The 23,737-nt window shown below is 70.5% G+C and carries 20 protein-coding genes; 15 read left to right on the top strand and 5 right to left on the bottom strand.

The features are described from left to right. Nucleotides 1–23: 23 nt before the first annotated feature. On the bottom strand, nt 24–491 hold the full coding sequence (locus OEB96_RS40210) for an RpnC/YadD family protein (RefSeq protein WP_266222225.1): 468 nt from the start codon (nt 489–491) through the stop codon (nt 24–26). Then, the gene (locus tag OEB96_RS40205; RefSeq protein WP_266222224.1) at nt 478–1,827 is read right to left on the bottom strand and encodes an MFS transporter; all 1,350 of its coding nucleotides are present in this window, start codon (nt 1,825–1,827) and stop codon (nt 478–480) included. The genes OEB96_RS40210 and OEB96_RS40205 overlap by 14 nt, the downstream gene beginning before the upstream one ends. A 93-nt stretch (nt 1,828–1,920) precedes the next feature. On the opposite strand from OEB96_RS40205, the gene OEB96_RS40200 reads away from it, so the two are divergent. From OEB96_RS40200 to OEB96_RS40160, 9 genes are all read left to right on the top strand, one after another. Then, nucleotides 1,921–3,330, top strand: coding sequence for a cation:proton antiporter (locus OEB96_RS40200; protein WP_266222223.1), 1,410 nt, complete (start codon nt 1,921–1,923; stop codon nt 3,328–3,330). Further along, nucleotides 3,327–4,724 carry a Trk system potassium transporter TrkA gene (trkA, locus tag OEB96_RS40195; RefSeq protein ID WP_266222222.1) on the top strand — a complete coding sequence of 466 codons (1,398 nt, stop codon included), beginning with the start codon at nt 3,327–3,329 and terminating at the stop codon, nt 4,722–4,724. Before OEB96_RS40200 ends, trkA begins: the two co-directional genes overlap by 4 nt. Further along, nucleotides 4,721–6,166 carry a TrkH family potassium uptake protein gene (locus OEB96_RS40190; protein WP_266222221.1) on the top strand — a complete coding sequence of 482 codons (1,446 nt, stop codon included), beginning with the start codon at nt 4,721–4,723 and terminating at the stop codon, nt 6,164–6,166. Before trkA ends, OEB96_RS40190 begins: the two co-directional genes overlap by 4 nt. Before the next feature lie 4 nt (nt 6,167–6,170). Continuing rightward, complete coding sequence (locus OEB96_RS40185; RefSeq protein ID WP_266222220.1) at nt 6,171–10,346, top strand: cation:proton antiporter; 4,176 nt, start codon at nt 6,171–6,173, stop codon at nt 10,344–10,346. Then, nucleotides 10,343–11,230, top strand: coding sequence for a mechanosensitive ion channel domain-containing protein (locus OEB96_RS40180; RefSeq protein ID WP_266222219.1), 888 nt, complete (start codon nt 10,343–10,345; stop codon nt 11,228–11,230). Before OEB96_RS40185 ends, OEB96_RS40180 begins: the two co-directional genes overlap by 4 nt. After that, nucleotides 11,227–12,837, top strand: coding sequence for a M28 family peptidase (locus OEB96_RS40175; protein WP_266222218.1), 1,611 nt, complete (start codon nt 11,227–11,229; stop codon nt 12,835–12,837). Before OEB96_RS40180 ends, OEB96_RS40175 begins: the two co-directional genes overlap by 4 nt. A gap of 59 nt (nt 12,838–12,896) precedes the next feature. Beyond that, a complete protein-coding gene (locus OEB96_RS40170; RefSeq protein ID WP_266222217.1) occupies nt 12,897–13,244 on the top strand; it encodes a hypothetical protein in 348 nt (115 codons plus the stop codon). Between the two features lie 179 nt (nt 13,245–13,423). After that, entirely contained in the window at nt 13,424–13,912 is a 489-nt protein-coding gene (locus OEB96_RS40165; protein ID WP_266222216.1) for a hypothetical protein, read from the top strand. Nucleotides 13,913–14,127: 215 nt separating this feature from the next. Next, nucleotides 14,128–15,090, top strand: coding sequence for a diacylglycerol/polyprenol kinase family protein (locus OEB96_RS40160; RefSeq protein ID WP_266222215.1), 963 nt, complete (start codon nt 14,128–14,130; stop codon nt 15,088–15,090). Between the two features lie 12 nt (nt 15,091–15,102). On the opposite strand, the gene OEB96_RS40155 is transcribed toward OEB96_RS40160, so the two are convergent. Continuing rightward, nucleotides 15,103–16,113: a serine/threonine-protein kinase gene (locus OEB96_RS40155; RefSeq protein WP_266222214.1), complete on the bottom strand. Its 1,011-nt coding sequence runs from the start codon at nt 16,111–16,113 to the stop codon at nt 15,103–15,105. Between the two features lie 171 nt (nt 16,114–16,284). Here OEB96_RS40155 and OEB96_RS40150 point away from each other — a divergent pair, with 171 nt between their 5' ends. Next, entirely contained in the window at nt 16,285–16,896 is a 612-nt protein-coding gene (locus tag OEB96_RS40150; RefSeq protein WP_266222213.1) for an RNA polymerase sigma factor, read from the top strand. A 30-nt stretch (nt 16,897–16,926) separates the two neighbouring features. Here the strand turns inward: OEB96_RS40150 and OEB96_RS40145 are convergent, their stop codons facing one another. Further along, nucleotides 16,927–17,346: a hypothetical protein gene (locus tag OEB96_RS40145; protein WP_266222212.1), complete on the bottom strand. Its 420-nt coding sequence runs from the start codon at nt 17,344–17,346 to the stop codon at nt 16,927–16,929. 298 nt (nt 17,347–17,644) lie between these two features. Between OEB96_RS40145 and OEB96_RS40140 the strand changes: the two genes are divergently transcribed. From OEB96_RS40140 to OEB96_RS40125, 4 genes are all read left to right on the top strand, one after another. Further along, nucleotides 17,645–18,328: an RNA polymerase sigma factor gene (locus OEB96_RS40140; RefSeq protein WP_266222211.1), complete on the top strand. Its 684-nt coding sequence runs from the start codon at nt 17,645–17,647 to the stop codon at nt 18,326–18,328. A gap of 16 nt (nt 18,329–18,344) precedes the next feature. Further along, nucleotides 18,345–19,130: a hypothetical protein gene (locus OEB96_RS40135; RefSeq protein ID WP_266222210.1), complete on the top strand. Its 786-nt coding sequence runs from the start codon at nt 18,345–18,347 to the stop codon at nt 19,128–19,130. Then, the gene (locus OEB96_RS40130; RefSeq protein WP_266222209.1) at nt 19,127–21,835 is read left to right on the top strand and encodes a CHAT domain-containing protein; all 2,709 of its coding nucleotides are present in this window, start codon (nt 19,127–19,129) and stop codon (nt 21,833–21,835) included. The genes OEB96_RS40135 and OEB96_RS40130 overlap by 4 nt, the downstream gene beginning before the upstream one ends. A gap of 64 nt (nt 21,836–21,899) precedes the next feature. Continuing rightward, complete coding sequence (locus OEB96_RS40125) at nt 21,900–23,000, top strand: aromatic ring-hydroxylating oxygenase subunit alpha (RefSeq protein WP_266222208.1); 1,101 nt, start codon at nt 21,900–21,902, stop codon at nt 22,998–23,000. Between the two features lie 46 nt (nt 23,001–23,046). Here the strand turns inward: OEB96_RS40125 and OEB96_RS40120 are convergent, their stop codons facing one another. Further along, the gene (locus OEB96_RS40120) at nt 23,047–23,280 is read right to left on the bottom strand and encodes a hypothetical protein (protein ID WP_266222207.1); all 234 of its coding nucleotides are present in this window, start codon (nt 23,278–23,280) and stop codon (nt 23,047–23,049) included. Between the two features lie 221 nt (nt 23,281–23,501). Here OEB96_RS40120 and OEB96_RS40115 point away from each other — a divergent pair, with 221 nt between their 5' ends. Further along, complete coding sequence (locus OEB96_RS40115) at nt 23,502–23,687, top strand: hypothetical protein (RefSeq protein WP_266222206.1); 186 nt, start codon at nt 23,502–23,504, stop codon at nt 23,685–23,687. The last annotated feature ends 50 nt before the right edge of the window (nt 23,688–23,737 follow it).

Genomic DNA, 23,737 nt, shown 5'->3' with positions numbered 1-23,737 from the left:
TGGCCGGCCGGCCGGCGGCCGGCTCAGAGGTCGAACACGGCCTCGACCGTCTCGGCCGCCAAGGCGCGGTCGAACCAATGCTGGAGCAACGCCTCATCGGACGTCTCGACGACCCGCTCACGAAGCGCGGGAGATGGGAGCAGAGCGCGATGCTCGAGGAGCCGAAGCAACGCCTGCGCCCGCCCTTCGGCCCTCCCCTTGTCCCGCCCTTCGGCCCTCATGCTCTCGGCAATCGTCAGGTACATCTCTCGTGCCGCCCTTCCAAAGGTCCCCATGATGATAGCGCATAGTGGTGAAGCGGGACCGAAGACATCGACCACGTACGTCAGGATCTCCTCGAGGTCGGATGATCCAAAGTGAACCAGCACCGTATCGAACAACGGCGCCAGGCTGGCGAGACGCCCCTCGATCCGGGGGTCATCGTTCCGGTAGCAGTACAGCAGGGTCCTGGTGATCTCAACCAGCGCGAGGTGTCCGTCAGGCGTCGCCACCAGGCATGCGCACCCGCGCCAGCACCACCAGGGCCGCCATCATCACCACCCCCGCGGCCACCAACATCGGCACGCCCGGCCCCACTCTGGCGAAGAGCACCCCGGCGCCCGCGGGGCCACCAATCCGTCCCAGGGCAGCCGCAGAAGACGACAAGCCCATGTGGAACCCCTGATCGCCGGCGCCGGAGCTACGACTGACCAGGGCGTTGATGCTGGGCGTGGTGAGCCCATTGCCACAGGCCAACAGCGCACTGCCCACGAACGCCAGCCACGGCACCTTCATCGAGCCGAGGATGGAGAGCGCCACCACCAACAGGGTCATGCCCAACAGCAAGGTGCGGCGCTCGCCCAGACGCCCGACCAGGCGCCCGACGAGCACCCCCTGGGTCAGCACGATCACCACGCCCACGAATGCGAAGATCCCCCCGGTCTGCTGTGCCCCCCAGCCGAACTCGGCCTCGAGCAGCAGCGCATAGGTGGACTCCATGGAGGAGAAGGCGACGAAGAAACACAGGTTGACGAGCACCAGCCAGCCCAATGGCGTACCCCACAGGGCATGGACGATCGCTCCCAGCCGCGACGAGCCATGGGCTCGGGTCGGCTCCGCCGTCGAGGCGCGCTCGGGTCGATGGCTCTCGGGTAGCCACACGAACGCCATCCCCCAGTTGATCGCCGCTAGGCCGGCCGAGACCAGGAACGGCAGCTCGGGATGCTCGGGCGTGCTGAGCAGACCGCCGAGCGCCGGACCGAACACGAAGCCCAGACCGATCGCCGAGCCCATCAAGCCCATGTACTTGGCGCGACGCGCGGGCGCGATGCGGTCGGCCACGTAGGCGTGGGCGGTGGAGATGTTGGCGGTGCACAGGCCCGACAGCACCCGCGCGGCGAACACCATCCACAGGGCGGAGGCAAGGCCCAGCACCAGCATCGAGGCGCACGAGCCCGCGATCGAGATCAGCATCACCGGCCGCCGCCCCACTCGGTCGCTGATGCGGCCGAGCACCGGCGCCGCCCCGAACTGCGCCAACGAGAACGCGGTGGCGAGCAGGGTGACCAGCTGCGGCGAGGCACCGAAGCTGGTCGCATAGAACGGTAGGACCGGGATGATGATCCCAAAGCCCACCAGATCGAGGAACAACGTCAGCCACAGCGTGGCGAAGGCCTTGGTCGATGGACCCCGTGGGTGCGGGCCTGGATCCGGTGGCGGTGGGCTCGCATCCGACATGCGGCGATCGGGGGCGACCTTGACACGTCGCGTGGGGGGGCGCCACGGGGCGCAGCGGAACCCCGCCATCCACCCCTCGGACGACGACGCGCGGCCGTTGTCCCTCCTCATCGACGGCAATCCGTGTATCCTCCTGCGTGCGCCCATGGCGCTCGAGGTTGGGGGCCGCACGCACATGGGCTAGCCTCGACCGGCTCCTTCCCCGTGAGCACCACCGTCCTCTTCGTCGGCGTCGTCGTCCTCGCGTTCGTCGCCGGGCGCTTCCTGGAGCGCTTCGCCGCCAAGGCCTTCGCGCTCGCTGGCGTGGAGTACCTCCTGCTCGGCGTCCTGCTCGGGCCGATCCTGAACGTGCTCAGCCCCGAGGTGATGCAGCAGCTCGACCTGTTCGTGTCGACGGTGCTCGGAGTGATCGGGTTCTTGGTGGGCCTGGAGCTCCGGCAGATCCGCGCGACCATGGAGTCGCTCCTGGCGGGGCTCGGGGCCTCGGCGGCGGTGGTGCTGGCGATCGCCGCGGCGGTCACCGGCCTCATCCAGGTGCTCGACCCCTCGCTCCTGAACGTGGCCGATCCCTTGATGGCCAACCCGCTCACCGCGACCGAGAGTACGCTGATCTCCCTGTGGGTCTCGCCGGAGGCGCTGTGGATCGGCCTCACGGTGGGGGCGGCCGCGGGCACGTCGTCGACGGTGCTGGTGGAGACGGCCTTGCGGCGCTTCGACGTGAGCCCCGACCGCGCGTCGCTGCTGCGCGCGATGACCTCGGCCGCGCAGGTGCTGGCGATCTTCGCGTTCGGCCTGGCGATGGCGGGCAGCCGCGCCACCGCCACCGCGGGCGCGCTGGGCCTGACCATCGTGGAGTGGGCGACGATCACGATCTTCTCGGGGATCGTGGCGGGCATGCTGTTCCACGTGTTCCTCGGCCACGAGGACGACCCCATGCGGCTGTCGGTGGCCACGGTGGGCGCCGTCGTGTTCTCGGCCGGGGTGGGCGCGGCGCTCGGGGTCTCGCCGCTGTTCGCCAACCTGTTCGCGGGACTCACCCTGGCGTTGACCTCCACCCACGCGGCGCGGCTGGAGGAATCGCTGCGACCGCTGCGGTTCCCCACCACCGTGATGGTGCTGCTGCTGGCGGGTGCCACGTTGGTCCCGGCCACCGGGTGGTACTGGGTGCTGGTTCCCAGCTACGTGGTGCTGCGTACGCTGGCGCGGCTGCTGTTCAGCCGCCTCGCGGTGAGCACCTTCGTGGCGGACGACACCGCCGCCCGCGGCATCGGTCGCGCGGTGCTGGGACAGGGAGTGCTGGCCAGCGCGATCTCGCTGGCGTTCGCCCAGCGGTTTCCCGAGCTGGCGGCACCGGTCACCACCACCATCGTGGGCGGCGTGCTGCTGACCGACCTGTTCGCGCTGCGTACGCTACGGCGCTACCTCGCGGACATCGGCGAGATCAAGGCGCTCGCCCCCATCGCGGCCCCCGTCGTGGCGGCTCCCCCGTCGCCCCATGGATTCCACGCCGGGCACGAGCCCCACGACGAACACCAGCCCGAGCCCCATGGGCCGCACGACGAACACCAGCCCGAGCCCCACGGCACGGCTGCCACCGCGGAGGGGGACGCATGAGAGCGCTGATCCTGGGCGCCGGCGAGGCCGGCCGCTTCCTCGCCGCCTCGCTCTCCGAGGAGGCCGAGGTCGTCCTGGTCGATGACGATGCCGATGCTCTGGCGGAGGCCGAGGAGACCCTCGACGTGCAGCCGGTGCGCGGCAACGCGACCCACCGCGCCGTGCTCGAGCGCGCGGAGGCTCGCAAGGCCGACGTGGCGGTGGCGGTGACCGGGCACGATGCGGTCAACGTGGCCGCCGCGGTGATGGCCAAGACGGTGGGGGTGGGCAGCACCATCGCGCGCGTGGACGACCCCGGGTTCTACAAGGGTGGGCAGGGGCTCGAGCGCAACGTGGCCGGCATCGATGCCTGCATCTGCGCGTCGCGCCTGGTGGGACGCGAGCTATTGCGGCTGGTGAGCGCGGTCGAGGTGAGCTTCTCGGCGAGCCTGGGCGGCGGAGCGGCCCACGTGGCCTTGATCGGCATCGACGACTCCTCCCCGCTGCGAGGCGAGAGCCCCACCCGCCTCAAGGTGCGCATGCCCTCCGCCGAGGGCTCGGTGGTACGGGCGGTGCTGCGCGGCGGGACTCCTCGCGCGGCGTCCGAGATCGAGGCGCTCGAGGAAGGCGATCGCGTGCTCGCGGTCGCCTCGCCGCTGGCCGTGACGGCGCTGGTACAGCACAGCCGTGCCGGCTTGTACGATCGCGTGACCCTCATCGGGGGCGGCGACGTGGGCCTGCAGCTCGCCACCATGTTCGCCAGCCTGGGCAGCAACGTGCGGCTGGTCGACACCGGTCGCGGCCGCTGCGAGGAGCTGGCGGCCAAGCTCGGCTCCAACGTGGTGCTCCACGGCGATGGCACCAGCCTCCGGTTCCTTCGCGACGAGCGGATCGGCCTGTCCGACTGCGTGATGGCGGTGACCGGCTCGGACGAGGTCAACCTGATGTCGTCGCTGCTCACGCGCGAGCTGGGGGTGGAACGAACGTTCGCGCTGGTGCACCGGCCCGGCTACACCTCGGTCTACGAGCACCTGGGGATCGCGGGCACCACCAGCGCCCACGAGGTGATGGCCCAGACCCTGCACGGTCTGCTGCCCGGGCGCGAGCTGGTCGAGGCGTCCACGATCGCCGGGACCGATCTCGAGCTGCTCGAGCTGCGCGTGCCTCCGCTGCGGCGACCGGTTCCGGTCCGCAGCCTGCCGCTGGGCCCCGGGGCGCTGGTGGTGGCGGTGATCGTCCACGATCAGTCCACGCGCCTGCGCGACCCCGGCGAGCGCGGGGGCGAGCTCCACGGAGGCGAGCACGTCGTCGCCATCGCCCCCAGCCACCACCGTCGCGACATCCTGCGAGCGCTGCGCGGCCTGGCCAAACACAAGGATGGGCACAAGGAACCAGCCAAGGAGGACGGCGCGTGAGCCCACGGGTGGTCGCCGGCCTGACCGGGATGCTGATCGGGATCGTGGCCCTGTTGCTGCTGGTTCCGACCGCGCTGGCGCTGCACGACGGCACCATGCGCGCCGCCCTGGCCTACGGCTCGACCACCGCGCTCGCGCTCGTGCTCGCGTTCGTGCTGCGGCGCATCGGCGGCGGATCGCCCGAGGAGATCCACCGCAAGGATGCGCTGGGCGTGGTCGCCTTGACCTGGCTGTTCCTGGGCCTGGTGGGCGGCCTGCCGTTCGTGCTGGAGGGCTCGATCCCCGACCCCATGGGCGCGTTGTTCGAGGCGGTCTCGGGCTTCACCACCACGGGCGCCACCGTGGTCCCCGATGTCGACGGCCTCTCGCGCGCCACCAACCTGTGGCGCTGCCTGATGCACTGGGTGGGCGGCATGGGGATCGTGGTGCTGTTCGTGGCCGTGTTCCCCATCCTGGGCGTGGGCGCCAAGCACCTGTTCAAGTCCGAGGTCCCCGGGCCCATCACCGAGGGCCTGCGCCCCAAGATCAAGCAGACCGCGGTCGCCCTGTGGTGGGTCTACGGCGGGCTCACGGTGCTGTGCACGGCGCTGCTGGTGGTGGCCGGCATGCCGCTCTACGACGCGATCTGCCACGCCATGTCCACGCTGGGCACGGGCGGCTTCTCCACCAAGAGCGCCAGCGTGGGCGCCTACCAGAGCGCGGTCATCGACTGGATCGTGATCGCCTTCATGCTCGTGGCGGGCCTGAACTTCGGGCTCTACTACGGCCTGCTGCGCGGGCGCTGGACGGAGCTGTGGCGCAACTACGAGCTGCGCTTCTACCTCGCGGTCAACGCGGCCGTGATCGCCCTGGTGGCGGTGTCGATCCTCGACCGCCACCCCAACCCGATCGAGGCGGTGCGCTACGCGGCGTTCCAGACCGCCGCCGTCACCACCACCACCGGGTTCATGACGGAGGACTTCGACACCTACCCCGACATCGCCCGCTTCGCCCTGTTCCTGTGCATGTTCATGGGCGCCTGCGCGGGGTCGACGGCGGGGGGTCTCAAGGCCTCGCGCGTGTTCATCCTGATCAAGGTCGTGCTCCGCGAGCTGCGGTCGGCGGTGCGCCCCAACGTGGTGCAGACCATCCGGGTGGGCGGCGGCAACCTGCCTCCCGACGTGGTGCGTGGGATCGGCACGTTCTTCGTGGCCTACATGCTCCTGTTCGCCACCACCTCGTTCGTGCTGGTGTTCCTGGGCCTGGACATGATCTCGTCGATGAGCGCCACCGTGGCCTGCCTGTCGAGCGTGGGCCCGGGGCTGGCCGACGTGGGACCGGCGCAGAACTTCGGCTTCGTGCCGGGCCTGGGCAAGGGCGCGCTGTGCCTGTGCATGATCGCGGGCCGCCTCGAGATCTTCGCCCTGTTCGCGGTCTTCTCACCGGAGTGCTGGAGGCGCTAGGACCATGCGTCGCCTGTTCGTCGTCCTCGTGCTGCTCGTCATGATGGTGGGCCTGCAAGAGCTGCAGACCCAGGCGGCGGCTCCTGGCACGGACCCGCTGACGCTGGCCGCGATCGGGTTCGTGGTGCTGGCCGCGTTCGCGCTGGCCGAGCTCGGCGGCCGCCTCACCCTGCCCAAGGTCACCGGCTACATCGTGACCGGGATCGTGTTCGGCCCCTACGCGGCCGACATCCTGTCCAAGCAGGTCGTGACGGACATGCGCATGTTCAACGACCTGGCGATCGGGCTCATCGCCACCAGCGCGGGCCTGGAGCTCGACGCCAAGGGCATCGCCCGCAAGTGGCGCTCGCTGTCGGCCACGGTGGGGCTCAAGGTGGGGCTCTTGCCGATTGCGGTGGGCGGCACGTTCGTCGCACTCCAGCTCGTCTGGGCACCGCTGCCGCTGGATACGTTCGGCGCCACGCTCGGCATGGCCATCATGTTCTCCGCGCTGGCGGTCGGCACCTCACCCTCGATCGCGCTCGCGGTGCTCAGCGAGACCGGCGCCAAGGGCCCCATGGCCGACCTCACCCTGGGCCTGGCCGTGCTCAAGGACGCGGTCGTAGTGGTGTGCCTGGCCGTCGCCACCGCGGTGACGATGAGCCTGCTCGACCCCAACGCCAGCCTGGACGCGGGCGTGTTGATCAACGTGGGTCTGCACCTGGGCGAGGAGATCGCCCTCGGGGTGGCGCTCGCGGGCCTGCTCTACCTCTACATGCGCTTCCTGGGCGCCGAGATGCTGCTGTTCGTGGCGGCGATGATCCTCGTGGTCACGCACGTCAGCGATCTGCTGCACATGGAGCCGCTGCTCACATTCATCGTGGCGGGCTTCATCGTCCGCAACTTCACCAAGTACGAGCACACGCTGCTGCACCCGCTCGAGATGGTGGCATTGCCGGTGTTCGTGGTGTTCTTCACCAACGCGGGGGCCGGCGTCGACCTGGGAGCCACGATCGAGATCCTGCCGTTCGCGCTCGCCCTGTGCGCCGCGCGTGCGCTCACCTTCTATGCCGCGGGGCGCTTTGGTGCGGCGGCCGGAGGCGAGAGCCCCACCGTGCAGCGGGTGGCCTGGATGGCCTACTTGCCGCAGGCCGGCGTCACCCTGGGGCTCGTGGGCATCGCGGCCAACCAGGTGTCCCCACTGTCGGACCAGATCAAGACGCTCGGGATGGCGATCGTCGCCATCAACCTATTGGCCGGCCCCATCACTCTGCGCATGGCGCTCAAGGCCGCGGGTGAGATCGGCGACCCCAGCCCCACCCCCACGACCTCGGGCTCCAGCGAGCGCCGCAGCGAGGTCCCCGACGCGATTCGCGAGCTCCCCGACGAGCTCGAGTCGCCGGAGCTCCGCGAGCTGCTCGGGCGCCTTCGCATCGACCTGCAGCGGCCGTGGGCGGAGTGGCGCAACGAAGAGCTGTGCCCCTCCACGCGACGCTGGTCCAACAGCCTCTGCGTCCCCGCCGACGCACGCGCGGTGGAGCACGGCGCAGCGCTGGTGCAGCGAGGGCTCGAGCGCGTGGTGCTCGAGGACGTCCGCGATCGCTCCGCCGGGCTGCGCAAGGTGCTCGCGCAGCTGCTCGAGCACCTCGAAGAGCTGCCGATCTCCGCCGCCGTGCCGCTCGAGGAGCGCAACGCCCGGGCCCAGGCCACCGATCCGTGGCGCGTGCGCTGGTCCAAGCGCATGAGCACGGTCGGCGCCGTGCTCAGCGGCCGCGGCGACCGAAGGATCCGCAAGGTTCCCGTGCGCATCACCGCCCGCGCGGTGATCGAGCCCGCGATGGCCCGCGCCGCCGAGGAGAGCCTGCGCGACTGGCAGCGCTTCGAGATCGAGTGCCTCGAGGTGCTCGAGCGCACCGCCCTGGGCACCGCCGCCAGCAACGCGCTCACGACCGAGCTGCAGGAGCGCGAGCGGCTGTTGCTCGAGAAGGTGGCGAGCAACCACGAGGCCACGCTGTGGGCCGCCGTGCGCGAGCTGGGCCGGCAGCTCGCCGACCTCGGTGCCCCGGGCGAGCGACGGCTGCCGCGGTACTCGGCGGTCGAGCGCGAGCTCGAGGCCTGCCTGCGCCGACTCGACGACGACGTGACCGCGTGGCCGGCCCGTCGCCGCGCCGCCGTGGAGCGCCTGCGCTTCACCGCCCAGTCCGAGCTGGTCGAGCACCGCGTGTGCGCCCGGCTGCAGCAGGAGGTGCTGGGCCCGCTCGACGTCGCATTCACCCGCGCGAGCGAGCTGGTGGCCGACCAGCTGCGCCGACTCGACTCCCTGCCGCGCTCGACCGCCCTCACCGACGCCGACGCCTGGTCACGCGCCGAGGCCCAGGTACGAGCCGTCCTGCCCAAGCCCGTGGTCAAGGAATTGCGGACGCTCGGCACCAAGGTTCGCCGCGCCACCTCCGGCGACGCCGCCGGGGTGGAGCTGCGCGCATTCATGGCCGAGGGCGAGGAGAAGATCACCGTGGTGCCCTCGCTCGGTCTGCTCGCGGAGGCTCCGCGGCCCGCCCAGGTGGAGATCGTGACGATCGACGCCCGCGAGCTCGAAGAGGTGCAGCTGGCCGGGCGCATGCTGCCGCTGATGGACGAGTGCCTCAGCGACGCGGCGGTGGCGTTCTCCGCCATCCGCGATCAGATGCGCGAGGTCGAGAGCCTGGCCGAGTTCGGCCTCGACTCGGCGCGGCGCAGTGTGGACGACGGTGGCCCCGCCACCTCGCTCGACGAGGCGCTCGATCGCGGCCACGCCATGCTCGAGGCGCTGCAGGTGGGCGCGTGCCAGGGCTGGGAGGCCGCACGCCCGCGGCTGATGGATGCCGTGACCGGCATGGCCGAGCAGCTGTCGGACCTGGTCACGGCCACGGCGGGTGGCGACCATGGCAAGGCCACCACTCGCGTCGATCGCTTCACCCGGCTGCGGCTGCGGGCGCAGCGACTGCGCGATCAGGTGGTGGGGGGCCTGCGTCGCCTGATCCGAACCCTCCGCACGGGCGAGGTGGGGCAGGCGGCCGAGGACCTGGCCCTGCGCTACCGCCTGCGCGCGGGCCTGCAGCGGCTCGATGCCCTGGCAATCCGCTCGTTCCTCGATGATCAGCGCGCGCTTCGCAAGACCCGCCTCACGGGCCTGCCGGGCTCGCTGTTCACCGTGGAGCCGCTCCGCGACCCGCGGCTGTTCGTGGCCAACCGCGACGCGCTCTCGACCATCGTCAGGGCCGAGCGCGCGTGGCAGAGCCAGCCGTCGTCCGGCAATGCGGTGCTGGTGATCGCACCATCGGGCACCGGCAAGAGCTCCACCATCGGAATCGCCCAGCTCAAGCTCGGCACGCGGCGCGTGGTCTCGGTACGCAGCTTCGAGAGCGAAGGCACCACCCTGCGGGGCGCCCTCGCCCGTGCCCTGGGGGTGCCCGACGACGACGCCGCCGTGCTCGCCTCGCTGCGAGCCGCTCCGGCCGCGGTCGTCGTGGACGACCTGCAGCAGTTCTTCCCGCCCTCGGCCGAGGGCCTGGCCGCGCTCGAGTCGTTCATCGCGCTCGTGGTCGCCTCGCAGGAGCACACGTTCTGGTTGCTGGCGATGGCCGAGGAATCGATGCTGGCCTGGCAGAACCTGGTCCCGCTCGACGACGCATTCCCGTGTCGCGTGCACCTGCAGCCGATCGAGCCCGCACAGCTGACCGAGATCCTCGAGGCGCGTCGCGAGCTGGGCGGCCAGCGCTGCGAGTTTCCGGCCCCGCGCGGGCTGGGCAAGCTGCTGCGACGCTCGCCGCAGGAGACCTACGTGCGCCGCCTGGCCGTCGCCTCGGCCGGCAACCTGCGCCGTGCGATGGCGCTGTTCCGCGCCCACGCCGAGCCCGAAGGCGAGCTGCTGCGGCTGCGCACGCTCGCCTCGCTGTCGTGGCGCCTGCCGTTCGTGCAGCAGCTGCGCGAGGAGACCCAGGCCATCCTCACCCTGCTCGTCCGCCACGAGCGGCTCGGTCGCCCCGTCCTCGCGCAGGCGCTCGGAGCGAGCGAGGAGGAGATCGAGGTCCACCTGCGCTTCTTGCTCGCCAGCGGCCTGGTCGAGCTGTCCGCGGGGACCTACGGCATCACCGAGCTGGTGGTCGACGACGTGGTCCTCTCCTTGCGCGAGTCGGGAGCCGTGGGAGGGATCGACCGATGACCAGAGCCCATGCCCGCGCACGAGCACTCGGGGTGCGAGTGCTCGCGTGTCTCGCCCTCTGGCTGGGTGCCTGCAGCGCGCGGCTCGACGAGCGCTCCGAGCCCCCCACCGAGCTGGGCGCCGAGCTGCTCGCCGAGATGTGGCACCTGGGCGACGTGTTCACCCCGCGCATGGTGCTGGTGGTCTCGCTGGTGCTCGGCGTGGTGCTCGCGCTGCGACGTGCCCTCACCCTGGCCGTGCGGGTGGCCTGGCGCCTGGGCTGGGATCCCAACCGCCGCCTGGCCCGCGTGCGCAGCTACCTCGAGATCGTGCTGCTGACGGCCGCGGCTCTGCTGCTGGGACGCGAGCTGTTTCGTGCGGTGCCGCTGTTGCTGATCATGGTGCTCGCGCTGGGCGGACTCATCGCTGCGCTGGCCCTCCCGGGTGGTCTGCAGGACCTCGCGGCCGGCGTATCCCTGGCCGGGCGCAACCGCTTCCTCGAGGGCGATCAGATCGAGATCGCGGGGTTCTCGGGCACCGTGCGCCACATCGGACTGCTACGAAGCATGCTGCGCCTTCCCGACGGGCGCACCCTGTGGCTGCCCAACCGCGACATCGTGCGCTCGGCCGTACAGGTGGGACGCGAACAACAAGCCCTCCCCATCACCGTGCCCCTTCCCAGCTCGGCCGACGATCCCGAGCGCCGCGAGCAGCTGCGCCGCGTGGCGCACCTGAGCCCCTATCGACGCGCCGGCAGCCGCCCCGCCGTGATCCAAGACGGTGACCGCTGGGTGATGACGTTCCAAACGTGGTGCACGCGTCGGCCCGACATCGCGGCTCGGGCCATCGATCGCCAGCTGCGCGCCGCGGCGCAGGCGAATCAATGGGAGGCCAAGGTCCCATGAGGCGCATCCCCACCCTACGCATGGTCGTGCTGGCTCCACTCCTGGTCTGGGTTTGCGCCTGCAAGATCGAGCCGATCGAAGAACTCGAGCTGCGGGAGGAAAGCCCCCTGGTGCTCCCCACCGTGGTCCGGCCGTTCTCGAGCGAGCTGCCCGCCGACGATCGCAGCGCCGCCGAGTGGGACGCGGGCCTGCAGCGCCATCTGGGCTTCCTCACCAGTCCCGAGCTGGGAGGTCGGCGTCCGGGTACACCGGGGGCGGAGCTCACGGTGGGACACGTGATCTCCGTGCTGCAATCGGCCGGCCTCTCGCCCAACGGCCCCGATCTCGGATGGACCCAAGGGGTGGGTGTCCGCGTGGCTGACACCCATGGGCTGACCATCACCGTGCAGGCGCCGCCTCCCGAGAAGGGCAAGGCACCACCTCCGCAACGCTTCGAGGAGGGGCTGTGGCTCCAACATCGGGGTTCGGCCGGTCCCGGCTCGCTGCGCCTGCGCCCCGAGGGACAGCCCCCCCTACCGCCACCACCCGAGCCTCCGCCCCCCGAAGAGACGCCACCCCCCGAGCAGCTGCGCTTGATCGACCCGGCGGCGATCATCGCGAGCGCGTCGCCGCTGTCCGGCTACCGCGAGGCCTTCGAGTCCGCGTGGCACGATGGCATGAGCGTGGCCGTGCTGCCGATCCCCGGCGAGGATGCGGCCACCCTTGGCGCGGCCGAGCGCTGGCGCGAGCCGGAGGTGCAATCGCTGCGACTGGGGCGCGATCCCCCGGCCGCCCTCGATCTCCAGGGCTTCGTGGCTGGCGACGTCTACCAAGCCCTGCTCGATGCCCGCAGCACCCCGGGCGCCGTCGTCGGGCTCGAGTACGAGACCACCGAGCGTTGGTTCGAGAACGCCAACGTGATCGGGCGCCTCGCCGGAGGGCGGCGACCCGAGCAGGCGATCGTGGTCGTCACGCACTGGGACGCGGGTGGTCTGTCCGAGCCCCTCGCCGACGGCGGCGGTGAGCTCAACGCGGGCAGCCTGGCCGTGCTGTTGTCGGTGGCCGAGATGGCCGGGCGCTGGCGCAGCGCGGGGCGACGCCCCGACCGCTCGATCGTGTTCGTGGCCGAGGCCGCGGGCAGCCTCGGTCACCGCGGCATCGATCAATTCATCGAGGCCAGCGGAATCCGCCCCGCCAACATCGTGGCCGTGGTGTGCCTCGAGCAGCTCGGTGGTCCCGACTCGGATCTCCTCGTCGTCGACGGCAGCCGCTCCACCCTCTTCAAGGACGTCACGGCGCTCGAGCCCACCGCCCGCTCGATCACACCGGGCGAGCACCGCTACGGGCATGCCGCCTTCCTCGAGCTGCGAGTGCCCGCCATCACCCTCACTCGACCGGCGCTGTCCGAACCCGACGGCACCACGCCGTCATTGTCGATGGCCGCGCTGCGCCGAGACGCAGAGCTCACCTTCCGCGTGCTGTGGGACCTGGCCGATCGCGCCGAGGTGCCGCGGCTGGTCGAGCCCGAGAGCGAGGCGCCGCCACCCACACCCGCCGCGCCCCCGCCTGCGCCGGCACCCGCGGTCGTCGAAGAAGGCGGCGCTCCCCCCGACCAACCTCCTCCCTAGCCCCGGCTCCCCCCGGCTCCATTGGTGCAGCACCACCTCGGTATGCCATCATCACGCCCGTGAAGAGGCTCGCGCGACCATCCTCGCTGATACCTCCAGTGCTCGGGCCGTTGCTCGGATTGCTGCTCGGACTCGCCGGCTGCAACCAGACGCCGGGCATCTGCGACGGGGCCGAGCTGAGCCAGGCCGAGACCAGCCTCGACGAGGCCGAGGCCATGCAGCGGTTCCGTGACGAATGCCGACCGCTGTCCATGCGCGCCTTCGATTCCAGCGGCGAGGCGATCCCCTTCTCCTCCAGCGACTGGATGACCCGAGTCCACCGGATCTCCCTCTCCGGGGCCGGCCGCCGCCTCTTCGACCATCAGGTGATCGAGGGCAAGAACGTGGGCCTCCTCATGGGTGAGTGAGGCGGGATCGGCATCGAGGTGCCCAAGGCGCCCGATTTTGGTCCCCCGGTGCGTTCAACGCAGCGCCCTACGCGCGGTGACACGCGGTGATTTGACAGTCCGCGTCCAGCAGGCTAGCCCAGCACGGCAACGACCGACTGGGCCAAGGATCCCTCGGAGAAAGCACACGACGACCTCAGATGGCAAAGACCAATTACTCGTTCGGCAAGCGGCAGCGGGAGCTCGGCAAGGAAAAGAAGAAGCGGGACAAGGAGGCACGCAAGCGCGAGCGTGCCGCCGGCGGTGGCGACAGCATCCCGATCGCCACCGTCGAGGAGCTCCAGGGTGGCGGCAACCTGATGTCGATCGACGAGGTCATGCAGTCCATGCAGGGAGGCCCCGAGGACGCCGACGGCGGTCCTGCGCAGCGCACCATCCCGAGCCGCCTGTTCGTCGGGGGACTCGCGTGGGGCGTGACGACCGAGGTCCTGCGTCAGACCTTCGAGTCCATCGGGCGAGTCAACGACGCCATCGTCATGCTCGACCGCGACACCGGCGACTCGCGCGGGTTCGGCTTCGTGACCATGGCCGACCGCAAGGACGCCTCGGAGGCGATTCGCCGCCTGAACGGAGTCGACCTCGAAGGACGCACCTTGGTGGTCCGGCAGGCGACCGAGCGATCGCGGTAGTCGTGGAATCCCCAGGGGGCTTCGCTGGCCCCCGCAGCACCTCGGGGTCGCTTTCGACCGATGGGTGCGAACCCTCACCACCGGCGCCGAGAGGAATTCGCGCGCCGCAGGGCACCAGCTCCCGCGGTGAGCGGGCCGAGTGAGCGCTCCGTGGGTCTTCTCATGGCCTCCCCGAGGAGACCCGCTCTAGAGTGGAGCATTCTCGGAGCTTCTGCATGACGGCCCAGGTCGCCACCCTCGAGCTCTCCCACGCCCTCGCCCTCGAGCTCCATGGGCTGTTTCGTGCGCTCGACCTGCGCATCCAGACGCCCGAGCTGGTCCGCGACAAGCTCGAGGCCGCCACCCGCCGCCTCGACGAGTGGCTCGCCGCCGACTGGAGCCTGGTCCCCGACTCGGTGAGCGAGAGCATCGAGCGCGTGGCCGAGATGCTGCGCTCGTGGGCCGCGATCGATCCACACGACGTGAGTCGCTGGGCCGAGCTCGAGGCCCAGCTGCGTGAGACCTACGCCGGACTGTCCACCGCGCTACGCCGAGAGCGAGTGCGGGTGCCCGAGCTGCGACCCGCCAACCTCACGCGCTCGGCCTTTCACGCCAGCGCGGCGGTCGTCTGCCTGGGTCTCATCGTGGCCCTCGACTCCCAGCAGCTGCCCTGGGCCGCGGGTGCCTTTGCCGCATGGGCATGGACCATGGAGGGGCTTCGCCGCATCTCGTCGCGCGCCAACGCGGCCATGATGACGTTCTTCCGCCCCATCGCCCACGAGCAAGAGCGCGACCGCGTCAACTCGGCCACCTGGTACATGACCGCGCTGGTCCTCTTGGCGCTGACGTTCTCGCCGCTCTTGTGCGCCACCGCGGTCGCCGTGCTCGGCTTCGCCGATCCCCTCGCCGGCCTCGTGGGTCGCCGCATGGGTCGCATCCGGCTGATCAACGGCCGCAGCCTCGAGGGCACGCTGACGTTCGTGATCGTCGGCACCCTGGCGGCCCGCGCCGCCATGCTGCTGTGCGAGACCACGGCCGGCCCCTCGACCCTGTGGGGCACCGCGTTCGTCGCTGCCCTCACGGGCGGCCTGGCCGAGCTGTTCAGCCGCAGGATCGACGACAACCTGTCGATCCCGCTCACGGCCGCCGCTGCGGCCGCCGCTGCGCTGTTGCTCGGTGGAGCCTCGCCCTGGGGCTGAATTCCGCCGCGGCTAGCGCGCCGTGTGCGGCGAGCTGATCTGGCCGGCCCACAGCAGGGTCTCCACCCTCGCGGACACCTTGGATGCCGGGCGAGCCCCGGCCCGCGAGGGCCCGGCATCCACCGGCGGCCGAGAGGACGCCGCCGTCACCACGTCGAGCGCCATGCTCATCTCGCGTAGCGACGAGAAGCGATCCTCGGGATCCCGCGCCATCGCTCGATCCACCAGCTCGGACGCCTCACGGGGCACCCCCGGCAGGAACTCGGGCAACGACGGCGGCGGCTCCCTCACTCGGCGCATCACGGCTCGCACCGCGTTGCTGCTGGTGGTGTCGCCAGCCCACGGATGCTGTCCGGTGAGCATCTCGAACAGCATCACGCCGAGCGAGTACACATCGGTGCGAGCGTCGGCCGGCTCGCCCAGCACGCGCTCGGGTGCCATGTACTCCAGCGTGCCGACGATCTTGTCGAACTGGGTGAGGTCGCGAGCAAAGCTCGAGCCGGGCTCGTTGGACTTGGCGATCCCGAAGTCGAGCACCTTGACCATCTCGGGCACGCCCTCGGTGGGCGCCACCAGGAACACGTTGGACGGCTTGACGTCGCGATGGATCACCCCGATGGCGTGCGCGGCCTGCAGACCGCGGATCGTCTGGCCCATGATCTGAGCGGTTCGCGTCCACGGCATCGCGCCTTCGCGAGCCAGCAGCTCGGCGAGATCCTCGCCGCGGAGGTACTCCAAGACCGAGTACACCCGCCCATCGGGGGTCCGGCCGAGGTCGAGCACGCGTGCGACGTTGGGGTGGACCACGCGAGCGGCGACCCGCGCCTCACGCACGAAGCGAATGTGATAGGCGAGGTCCTGCGTGCAGTCGCGGTGCAGCACCTTGACCGCCACCGGCATCTGCAGCGTGAGCTGCTGAGCCAGGTACACCGTGCCCATGCCCCCGGAGCCGAGCGGACGCTCGATCCGATAGCGGTCGTCGAGCACGGCCCCCTCGAGGCGGCCAGTGTCGTCGCTGGTCACGAAGTCCATCATGGATCGATATCGAGGGTCGAGCATAGGATCGGACGGCCCGTTTCGATGTTTTTTCGCTCCCTCCGGGCCATGAGACGCCCCTCGGTCGCTCCAATGGTGGCCTGCCTAAGGGTTGGCAGTACAAGCAGATGGTGGGAGGAAGCGTGATAGAATCCGACCGTGGCCGGGGATCTGGAGCTCCTCCGCCGATGGCGCAATGGGGAGGCAGAGGCGGGCGAAACGCTCATCCGAGCCCACTACCCCGGCGTCTACAAGCAGATCCTGACACAGGTGAACGGAGCCACCGATCTCGCGGCCGACCTCACCCAGAGCGTGTTCGAGGTCGTGCTCGACAAGCGCGACGACATCGTCGAGAACGTCGGCGCCTACTTGCGAGGAATCGCTCGTCGCAAGGTCCTGGGCCACTTTCGACGACAGCTGGGCAAGCAAGCCGATCCCTCGGTCTCGGACCTCGTCGAGTCCACCGTGGGCGCAGTCTCGCGGCTGGCGAAGGCCGAGGACGCGAGCCTGCTGACCCGAGCCTTGCGCTCGATGTCGATCGAGGATCAGCTCTACCTGGTCTGGACCTACGCCGAGGGGCTCAGCCAAAACGAGATTGCCGAGCGCGTGGGACTCTCCCGAGCCCAGGTCAACGGCCGAATCGATCGCGCGCGGGGCAAGCTCCGGCGCCGTCTCGAAGAGCTGGCCGAGTCGAGCGAGCAGCGAGCCTCCGTGTCGATGGGATTCGACACCTGGGTGTCGTCGCTACGGCGCATCGACCAGAGCAACTGAACCGCCACGGGCCATGACGCTCACCAGGCCTCACGCGGTGGGGACCATGCGAGTCCATGCGTACTGGACTTCGTCCCAGGTCCAGTCCGAGCCGGACTGGAGCGTGACGACCACCTCGTCGGCCGCGCCGATGGTGACCGCGGGGATCCACACCACCTTCCGCACGTCTCCCTCGAGCCACACGACCAGCTGCACATCGCCGTGGAACGCGTCCTCGCTGGGGATCGTGATGGTGGTCGTGGTGGTGGTGGACGAAGAGCTGCTCGTGGGCTTGATGACGATCGAGCAGACCCCACACACCGGGTCCGGTGTCTCCGAGACATCGGTGTCGTCGACCAACACCACGGGAATCGGGTCGGTGGGCTCCAGACTCTGGGCCCGGGCCACGGTGGCGCTACCAAGCACGAGCATCATGGTCGCGATACGGGTCTTCCAGATGTACATCGACATGGGGGTACTCCTCGGGGACGCGCGCAAGCGGGGTAGGGCGCTCCGGCCCTGCGCGAACGAGGCCGGCTCACCGAGCACGTGGTCTTGGAGTCATCGCCGCCCGCCCTCGACCGCGAGATCCCGCGGGTCCGAGGGCAGTCGTCGAAGCGCGTTCCGTACTCGCAGACTCAGTGCGCTGAGCTACGAGGATCTTCGGTCGTCCGCTCGAAAAAATCGGTTGGACCGGGATGGGACGCTGCGGCGGCCCACAGCGGGGCGTTTGGGCCGGAGCGCTGCTACCCTCGCCCCGAGGATCGCCTTGCCGCAGAGCAAGTACCCCGAGCTGCCCCCCGAACGGATCGCCGATGCTCTGGCCGGCGATCGGGCAGCCTTTGCGGAGCTCTACCGATGCTATGGCCTGAGGGTCCGCGCCTCGGTGGCCGCCGCGATTCGCTTTCGAGCCGAGCTGGTCCCCTACCTCGACGACATCCTCTCGGAGGTCTGGACGCGCTTCCTCGTGGACGGATGCCGACCGCTGCACGGCTTCGATCCACAGCGGGGCTCGTTCGGCTACTACCTGCGCATGCGTACGTGGGCGATGGCCCGCATGCTCGCGGCTCAGTACCTGCGACGCACAAGGCTGGTCGAGCTCGATGACCCCTTCGTGTCGCTGTTCGGCCAGGATGGCCTCGAGGGCCGACTGCTCGGGCGTGATGCACTCGAGCGCCTCTACGAGGCCATCCGCACCCGCCTCGACACCACCGACATGACCATCTTCGAGCACGTCTACGTGGAAGGGCGTCGCATCGACGAGGTGGGTCGGGCCCTGGGCCTGAGCAAGGATGCGGCCTACCGGCGCAGCCACCGGCTCCGCGCGAAGATCCAGAAGATCGCCGACGAGCTGGCCTCGCACGGTGGTCAGGAACCCGTCCCGTTGGTCATGCTCGTGGCCTTCGTCGCGATCGCAGAGGTCCTGTCCGATTTCCCCGGCGGGGCTCCATAGAGGTCGGTGGTCACCCATGCGAACGTCCCTCGCCATCGACGAGCTCGCCGCGCATCGTGCGCTATCCACGCTTCCCGACGTGTGGCTCGACCACCTCCATGGTCACGTCTCCGCCGACCAAGCCGCGGCCGCAGCGTCGGCCACCGAGCCCGAGGAGCTCGTGGAGCGCAGTCGAGTGCTCTTCGCCCCGCCTTCGGCCGAGGACGAGGACCGTCGCCTGCAGGCACTGCTCGATGCTCACTTCGCCGAGCCGGGCCCCGCCTCGAGCCCGACTTCGATGGCCACGCCCTCTCGCTCGCGTTCGCGGTGGGTGGTGGCGAGCGTGGTGACGATGCTGGCGGCGAGCTTGCTGCTGTTGGTCTTCGTTCCCCGTTCCCCTCCCGCCTTCGACGGCGGCTACGAGCTCCAGCTGTCCTCCGGCTACCTCGACGAGCGCGCCGAGCATGCGGACCCGTCGCAGCCTCGTCGCTACTACGAAGGCCAGCGCATCACCCTCCACCTTCGCCCCGCGCAGGCAGTGACCGAGCCCGTGGGGGCGGTCGCGTTCGCCGTCGCCGTGGAGGACGGCTCGAGCCACCGGCTGGCCATCGAGCCCATGATCAACGATCAGGGCGTGGTCTCCATCGTCGGCACCCCGCAGGACATGGGCTTGTCGGCGGGCCGGTGGACGCTGGTCGTGGTGGTGGGCTGGCCACACCACCTGCCCCTCCGCCACGACGACGTGCACGAAGACCGCGAAGCGCCGTACGATGTGCGCAGCGACGAGGTCGAGATCGTGAGTACCGATCCATCCGCACCGTGAGCCGACCGTCCGCGAGAGCGGCGCGTCGGATGGCCGGGGGCTGGGCAGCGCTGACGGTCTTGCTCGTGCTCGGCCGCGCGCGCTCGAGTGAGCCCGAGCACCACTCGCTGGGTGAGTGGGAGCAGCCGCTCGCCGTCGAGTGGTCTCACTGCGGAGTCGAGATGCGCGACTCCATGATCGTATGCGCGGCCGATCCGGCCGATCCGGTTCGGCTGTGGATCGATCACTCGAGGGCCGCCGAAGCCCGCGTGCGCGTCGACGGAGTCGAGGTCCCGGTCGAGCCGTTCACCGTGGCCGAAGAACCCCTCGGCCAGGGCCTTCGAGTCCCGATCCCCGAGGGCGCGCTCGAGCTCGAGGTCGTGGTCCCCGATGCCGAGGGCACGCGCGGCTGGGCCATGATGCTGGGGCGCGCTCATCTCCCCGCCGACGAGGCCCGCAACACCGAGGCGATCACCGGCTGGAGCGAGGCGCTGGGCGGCACCGACCTCGATCGCATGGAGCGGACCACCACGCGCCTCTCCGATCTGCTGCTCGAGGCCGGTCGAGTCCAGGATGCAACGCTCGTGCTCATCCAGGCCTCGTTCCACCTGCGAGCCCTGCGAGCCTTCGATGCCACCGAGCGGCTGCTCGAGCGGGCGCAGGCGATCGGGGGTGCGATTCCCATGGGCCGCATGATGGTGTCGAGCCACCAGGGGCTGCTGGTGTGGTCTCGAGGAGCCTTCCACGAGGCGGCCCCGCTCCTGCGCGACGGGGCGCGCCTGTCCTTGCGACTCGAGGAGCCCCTGGGCATGTCGGACTCGCTGCCGATCTACGCCGAGGTCTTGGCGCGGCTGGGTTACTACGAAGAGGCTCGCCACTGGACGCGCAAGAGCCTCGAGAACCGCACCGCCACCGCCTGTGACCAGGCCTCGGTCCTGCGGACCGCAGGCTGGATCAACCTCGTGCTGCACGCCCGGGAGCAACCCCACGACGACCCGGTTCCGCTGCTCGAGCGAGCGATCGACCTCTACCTCGACCACGAGGACTGCGCCCACAAGACGAGCGGCGCCCGCCTGAGCCTGGCCCTGCTCGCATTCGGCGACGGTGACTCGGACGAGGCCGAGCGACATCTCCACAAGACCGACGTCGGCGCCCTCAACCTGGAGGATCGGGTGCGAGCGGCCGACCTTCGGGTGCGCTTGGCCCTCGCGCTCGACGACGTGGTCGGTGCCTGGTACGCGTGGGGCGAGCTCGAGGCGGCGGCCCACGAGGTCGACGACGACGACGCTCGGTGGCGTGAGCAGGTGCGACTGGGCGAGCTGCTCTCGAAGGGCGGCGACCAGCCGGGTGCCCTCGCAGCGCTCGAGCTCGCCGAGCAGCGGCTCGACCGTCTGGTGCGCATGCAGGCCGTCGTGGGCGTGGCGCGGACCGCCACGGCCGATCGCTACCTCGAGGGCACGACCGAGCTGGTCTCGCTGCTGGTCGACCAGGGCCAGCACGAGCGCGCATTCTGTGTGGCCCGCGAGGCCCGCGCCCGACGGCGCAGCGCCGCCGCCGGGCTCGATGCCCTGCCCAAGGGCCAGCGAGAGGCGATGCGCGAGAAGATCCGCGTGTACCACGAGCACAAGCGCCGGGCAGAGCAGACCCAGACGCTGATCGATGCGCGACCACGAGCGCAGGAGCCGATCCTGCGCCACGATGCGAGCCGCGCGGTGGAAGAGGCCAACGCGCTCGTCGACGAGGTCGTGGAGGCGCTGATGCTGGCGACCGCCAGCCCGCGCTGCGACGGCCTCGTCCCCCCCGCACCGGGCGAGCTGCTCGTCGGCCTGTACCCGTGCGAGGACGAGTGGCTGCTGTTTGCCCAGGGCGAGCACGAGACCAGTGCGGCAGCGGTACCGGCTCCGACCCCGGCCGAGCTGGTCGCGGGTCCGAGCGCGCTCGGTCGGCTGCTCGCGCCCATCGCCGGGGCCCTGGCCGGAGCCACGAGCGTACGCGTGCTGGCCGATCGAGAGGCCGAGCTCGTCGACGTGCACTCGATCCCGCTCGACGGGCGCCCATTGCTGGCCCGGCTCCCGGTCACCTACGGGGTCGAGCTACCCGTGCTCGAGCCTCCGGCCGACCAGGATCCCCCACGAGCGCTGCTGCTGGCCGATCCCACCGGGACCTTGATGAGCGCCAAGGCCGAGGTCGAGATGATCGCGCGCGAGCTCGTGGATGCGCGCTGGGAGGTCGCCGTGCCTCGCACCAGTGCTGCGGAGGCATCGAGCGAGCTGAGCCTGTCGGGCTACACCCTGCTGCACTACGCCGCGCACACGGCCACGAACGAAGACGAGGTGAGGGTGTGGGCCCCCTACCCCGCGGGCGAGGCAGGAAGGCTGCCCCACCTGCAGGTCGGGCCCAAGGCCCGGCTGGAGGTGCACGACATCCTCGCCCGGCGACCCGTCCCTCCGGTCGCGTTCCTGGCCGGGTGCAAGACGGGGCTGGTGGAGCTCGACGCGGGCTCGACCAGCCTCGCGCTGGCATTCCTGCTCGCGGACGGGCAGCAGGTGGTCGCTTCGCGCGAGAACGTGGACGACGCGGTGGGGCTGGAGATCGCGCGGAGGTTCTATGCGCGCTTTGGCCGGAGCGCGGGGGCGGACGCGGCCATGGCCCTGCACGAGGTCCAGGCCGAGCTGCTCGCCGAAGGACGCGAACAAGCGGTCCCGTACCGCGTTTGGGTACGCTAGCCACGCGCCGCAATTTGACAGGCCTGCACGGCCTGCCTAGCGTCGTCACCAGACGCGCATCCTCATGGATCAGGCCGTTCAAGTCGAGCTCGTCGAGCGGTTGCTCGCCCACGTGGAGCACCACAGCACCGATCTCGAGGAGCCGTCACAGCGCTCCGTCTCGGCGTACATCGACCCGGAGCGGTTCGAGCGCGAGCGACGGCTGTTCACGAGCGGCCCCATGGCGCTGGGGCATGCCTCGATGCTCGCGTCGCCGGGCGACTTCCTCAACCTCGACGGCGTACGCCCGCTGCTGCTCGTGCGACAAGACGACGGATCGGTGCGAGGCATGCTCAACGTCTGTCGCCATCGAGGCACCCCGGTGGAGCACGAGCCCCGAGGTCACCGAGCTCGCTTCACCTGCCCCTACCACGGGTGGTCCTACCGCCTCGACGGCACCCTCGCCGGGATCCCCCATCGCCGCGGCTTTCCCGGCGTGCAAGAGGACACCCACTCGCTGCAGCCAGTGGCGGTGGAGCAGACCGCCGGGCTGCTGTGGGCAGGGGGCGACCCCCGCATGGGCGCGCTGACCGACGAGCTGCGAGGCTTCGGGCTGCACGACGGAGTGCTCTTCGGCGAGCGAGCACGCGACTACGCACTCAACTGGAAGCTGGTGTTCGACATCTTCCTCGAGGCCTATCACGTGCGTGTGGCCCACGCCCGCACGATCGCACCGATGTTCCTCGACAACGTCTACCTGGTCGACCCCTACCCGCCGCACCTGCGCAACGTGTTCCCCAAGCGCACCATCGTCGAGCTGGCCGGACGGCCCCGGGAGCACTGGCGACTGCGCGAGCATGCCAACGTGCTCTATGTGCTGTTCCCCAACACGCTGGTGCTGATCCAGCCCGATCACAGCGCCGTACTCCACGTCGTCCCGCTGGCGGTCGATCGAACCCGCCTGCTGTCCTACGCCGTGATCCCCGAGGCCCCGTGCGGCGACAAGGCACGCGGCCACTGGGACGCCAACATGCGCATCCTCTACTCCGCGGTCGACGAGGACTTCGCGCTCGGCGAGGGCATCCACCGCAACCTCGCCAGCGGGGCCAACGAGACCCTGACGTTTGGCGCCTACGAACACGCGCTGACCCGATTCCACGCCCAGGTCGACGCGGCGATCGCCTGAGCGAACCCGCGCTGGACCGACGCCGCTCGGCGAGCCGCGCGGCGTGTTAGCCTGAGCGCATGACACGGGGTCCTGCATTGGTCTGCGCGTTGCTGACGGCGATGCTCGGCTGTCCCGGCCCCGGTGCCCCCGGGGACGAGACCGCAGCCGGATCGTCGGCGGCATCGACCTCGAGCGACGGCTCCACCTCCTCCGCGGGCGCGACCGACGACACGGTCGGCGGCGACTCGACCAGCGCAGCCACGACCGGTGAGCCCTCGCCCGCCTGCGAGGGAGCCACGGCCGACTACGTGGCCGTCGGCGAGGTCCTCGACGAGGGACTCGGCCCCACCGGCGCTCCGGTCACCATCACCAACTGCCTGCCCGCGAACGCCTACGTTCATCAGGACTGCTGCTACGGGGCGGCGTTCCAGCTCGAGCGCAAGGACACCGCCGACGGGCCCTGGCGTACGAGCGCGCCCGCGTTTCGACTGCGACTGTGCAGGACCCGTCGAGCCGCTGATGATCCCGCCGCTGGGAGCGATCGTGGTGGAGACCAACCCGGCCTCGTTCGACTCCGAGCCGATCTGCCAGGAGCCCTACGTGGCGATCTACCGCTGGACGTTCTGGGTGGGACCGCAGCCCGAGTGCGACGACTGCTGGCAGGACGTGCCCACCAACGATCTGAGCTGGTACTGCGAGGGCTGAGCGGCCGTCAGCGCGAGGATCCGTCGGCTCGGCGCATCGTGTACGATCGT

It is taken from the genome of Paraliomyxa miuraensis (assembly GCF_026337845.1).
In the GTDB taxonomy this organism is placed as follows: Bacteria; Myxococcota_A; Polyangia; order Nannocystales; family Nannocystaceae; genus Paraliomyxa; species Paraliomyxa miuraensis.
This window is presented reverse-complemented; position numbering and strand designations above follow the sequence as displayed.

Excerpts from the sequence above, each read along its gene's own strand:
- OEB96_RS40205 (WP_266222224.1), bottom strand. The coding sequence starts at position 1,827 with ATGAGGAGGGACAACGGCCGCGCGTCGTCGTCCGAGGGGTGGATGGCG.
- trkA (WP_266222222.1), top strand. The coding sequence starts at position 3,327 with ATGAGAGCGCTGATCCTGGGCGCCGGCGAGGCCGGCCGCTTCCTCGCC.
- OEB96_RS40185 (WP_266222220.1), top strand. The coding sequence starts at position 6,171 with ATGCGTCGCCTGTTCGTCGTCCTCGTGCTGCTCGTCATGATGGTGGGC.
- OEB96_RS40180 (WP_266222219.1), top strand. The coding sequence starts at position 10,343 with ATGACCAGAGCCCATGCCCGCGCACGAGCACTCGGGGTGCGAGTGCTC.
- OEB96_RS40175 (WP_266222218.1), top strand. The coding sequence starts at position 11,227 with ATGAGGCGCATCCCCACCCTACGCATGGTCGTGCTGGCTCCACTCCTG.
- OEB96_RS40165 (WP_266222216.1), top strand. The coding sequence starts at position 13,424 with ATGGCAAAGACCAATTACTCGTTCGGCAAGCGGCAGCGGGAGCTCGGC.
- OEB96_RS40160 (WP_266222215.1), top strand. The coding sequence starts at position 14,128 with ATGACGGCCCAGGTCGCCACCCTCGAGCTCTCCCACGCCCTCGCCCTC.
- OEB96_RS40145 (WP_266222212.1), bottom strand. The coding sequence starts at position 17,346 with ATGTCGATGTACATCTGGAAGACCCGTATCGCGACCATGATGCTCGTG.
- OEB96_RS40135 (WP_266222210.1), top strand. The coding sequence starts at position 18,345 with ATGCGAACGTCCCTCGCCATCGACGAGCTCGCCGCGCATCGTGCGCTA.
- OEB96_RS40125 (WP_266222208.1), top strand. The coding sequence starts at position 21,900 with ATGGATCAGGCCGTTCAAGTCGAGCTCGTCGAGCGGTTGCTCGCCCAC.
- OEB96_RS40115 (WP_266222206.1), top strand. The coding sequence starts at position 23,502 with ATGATCCCGCCGCTGGGAGCGATCGTGGTGGAGACCAACCCGGCCTCG.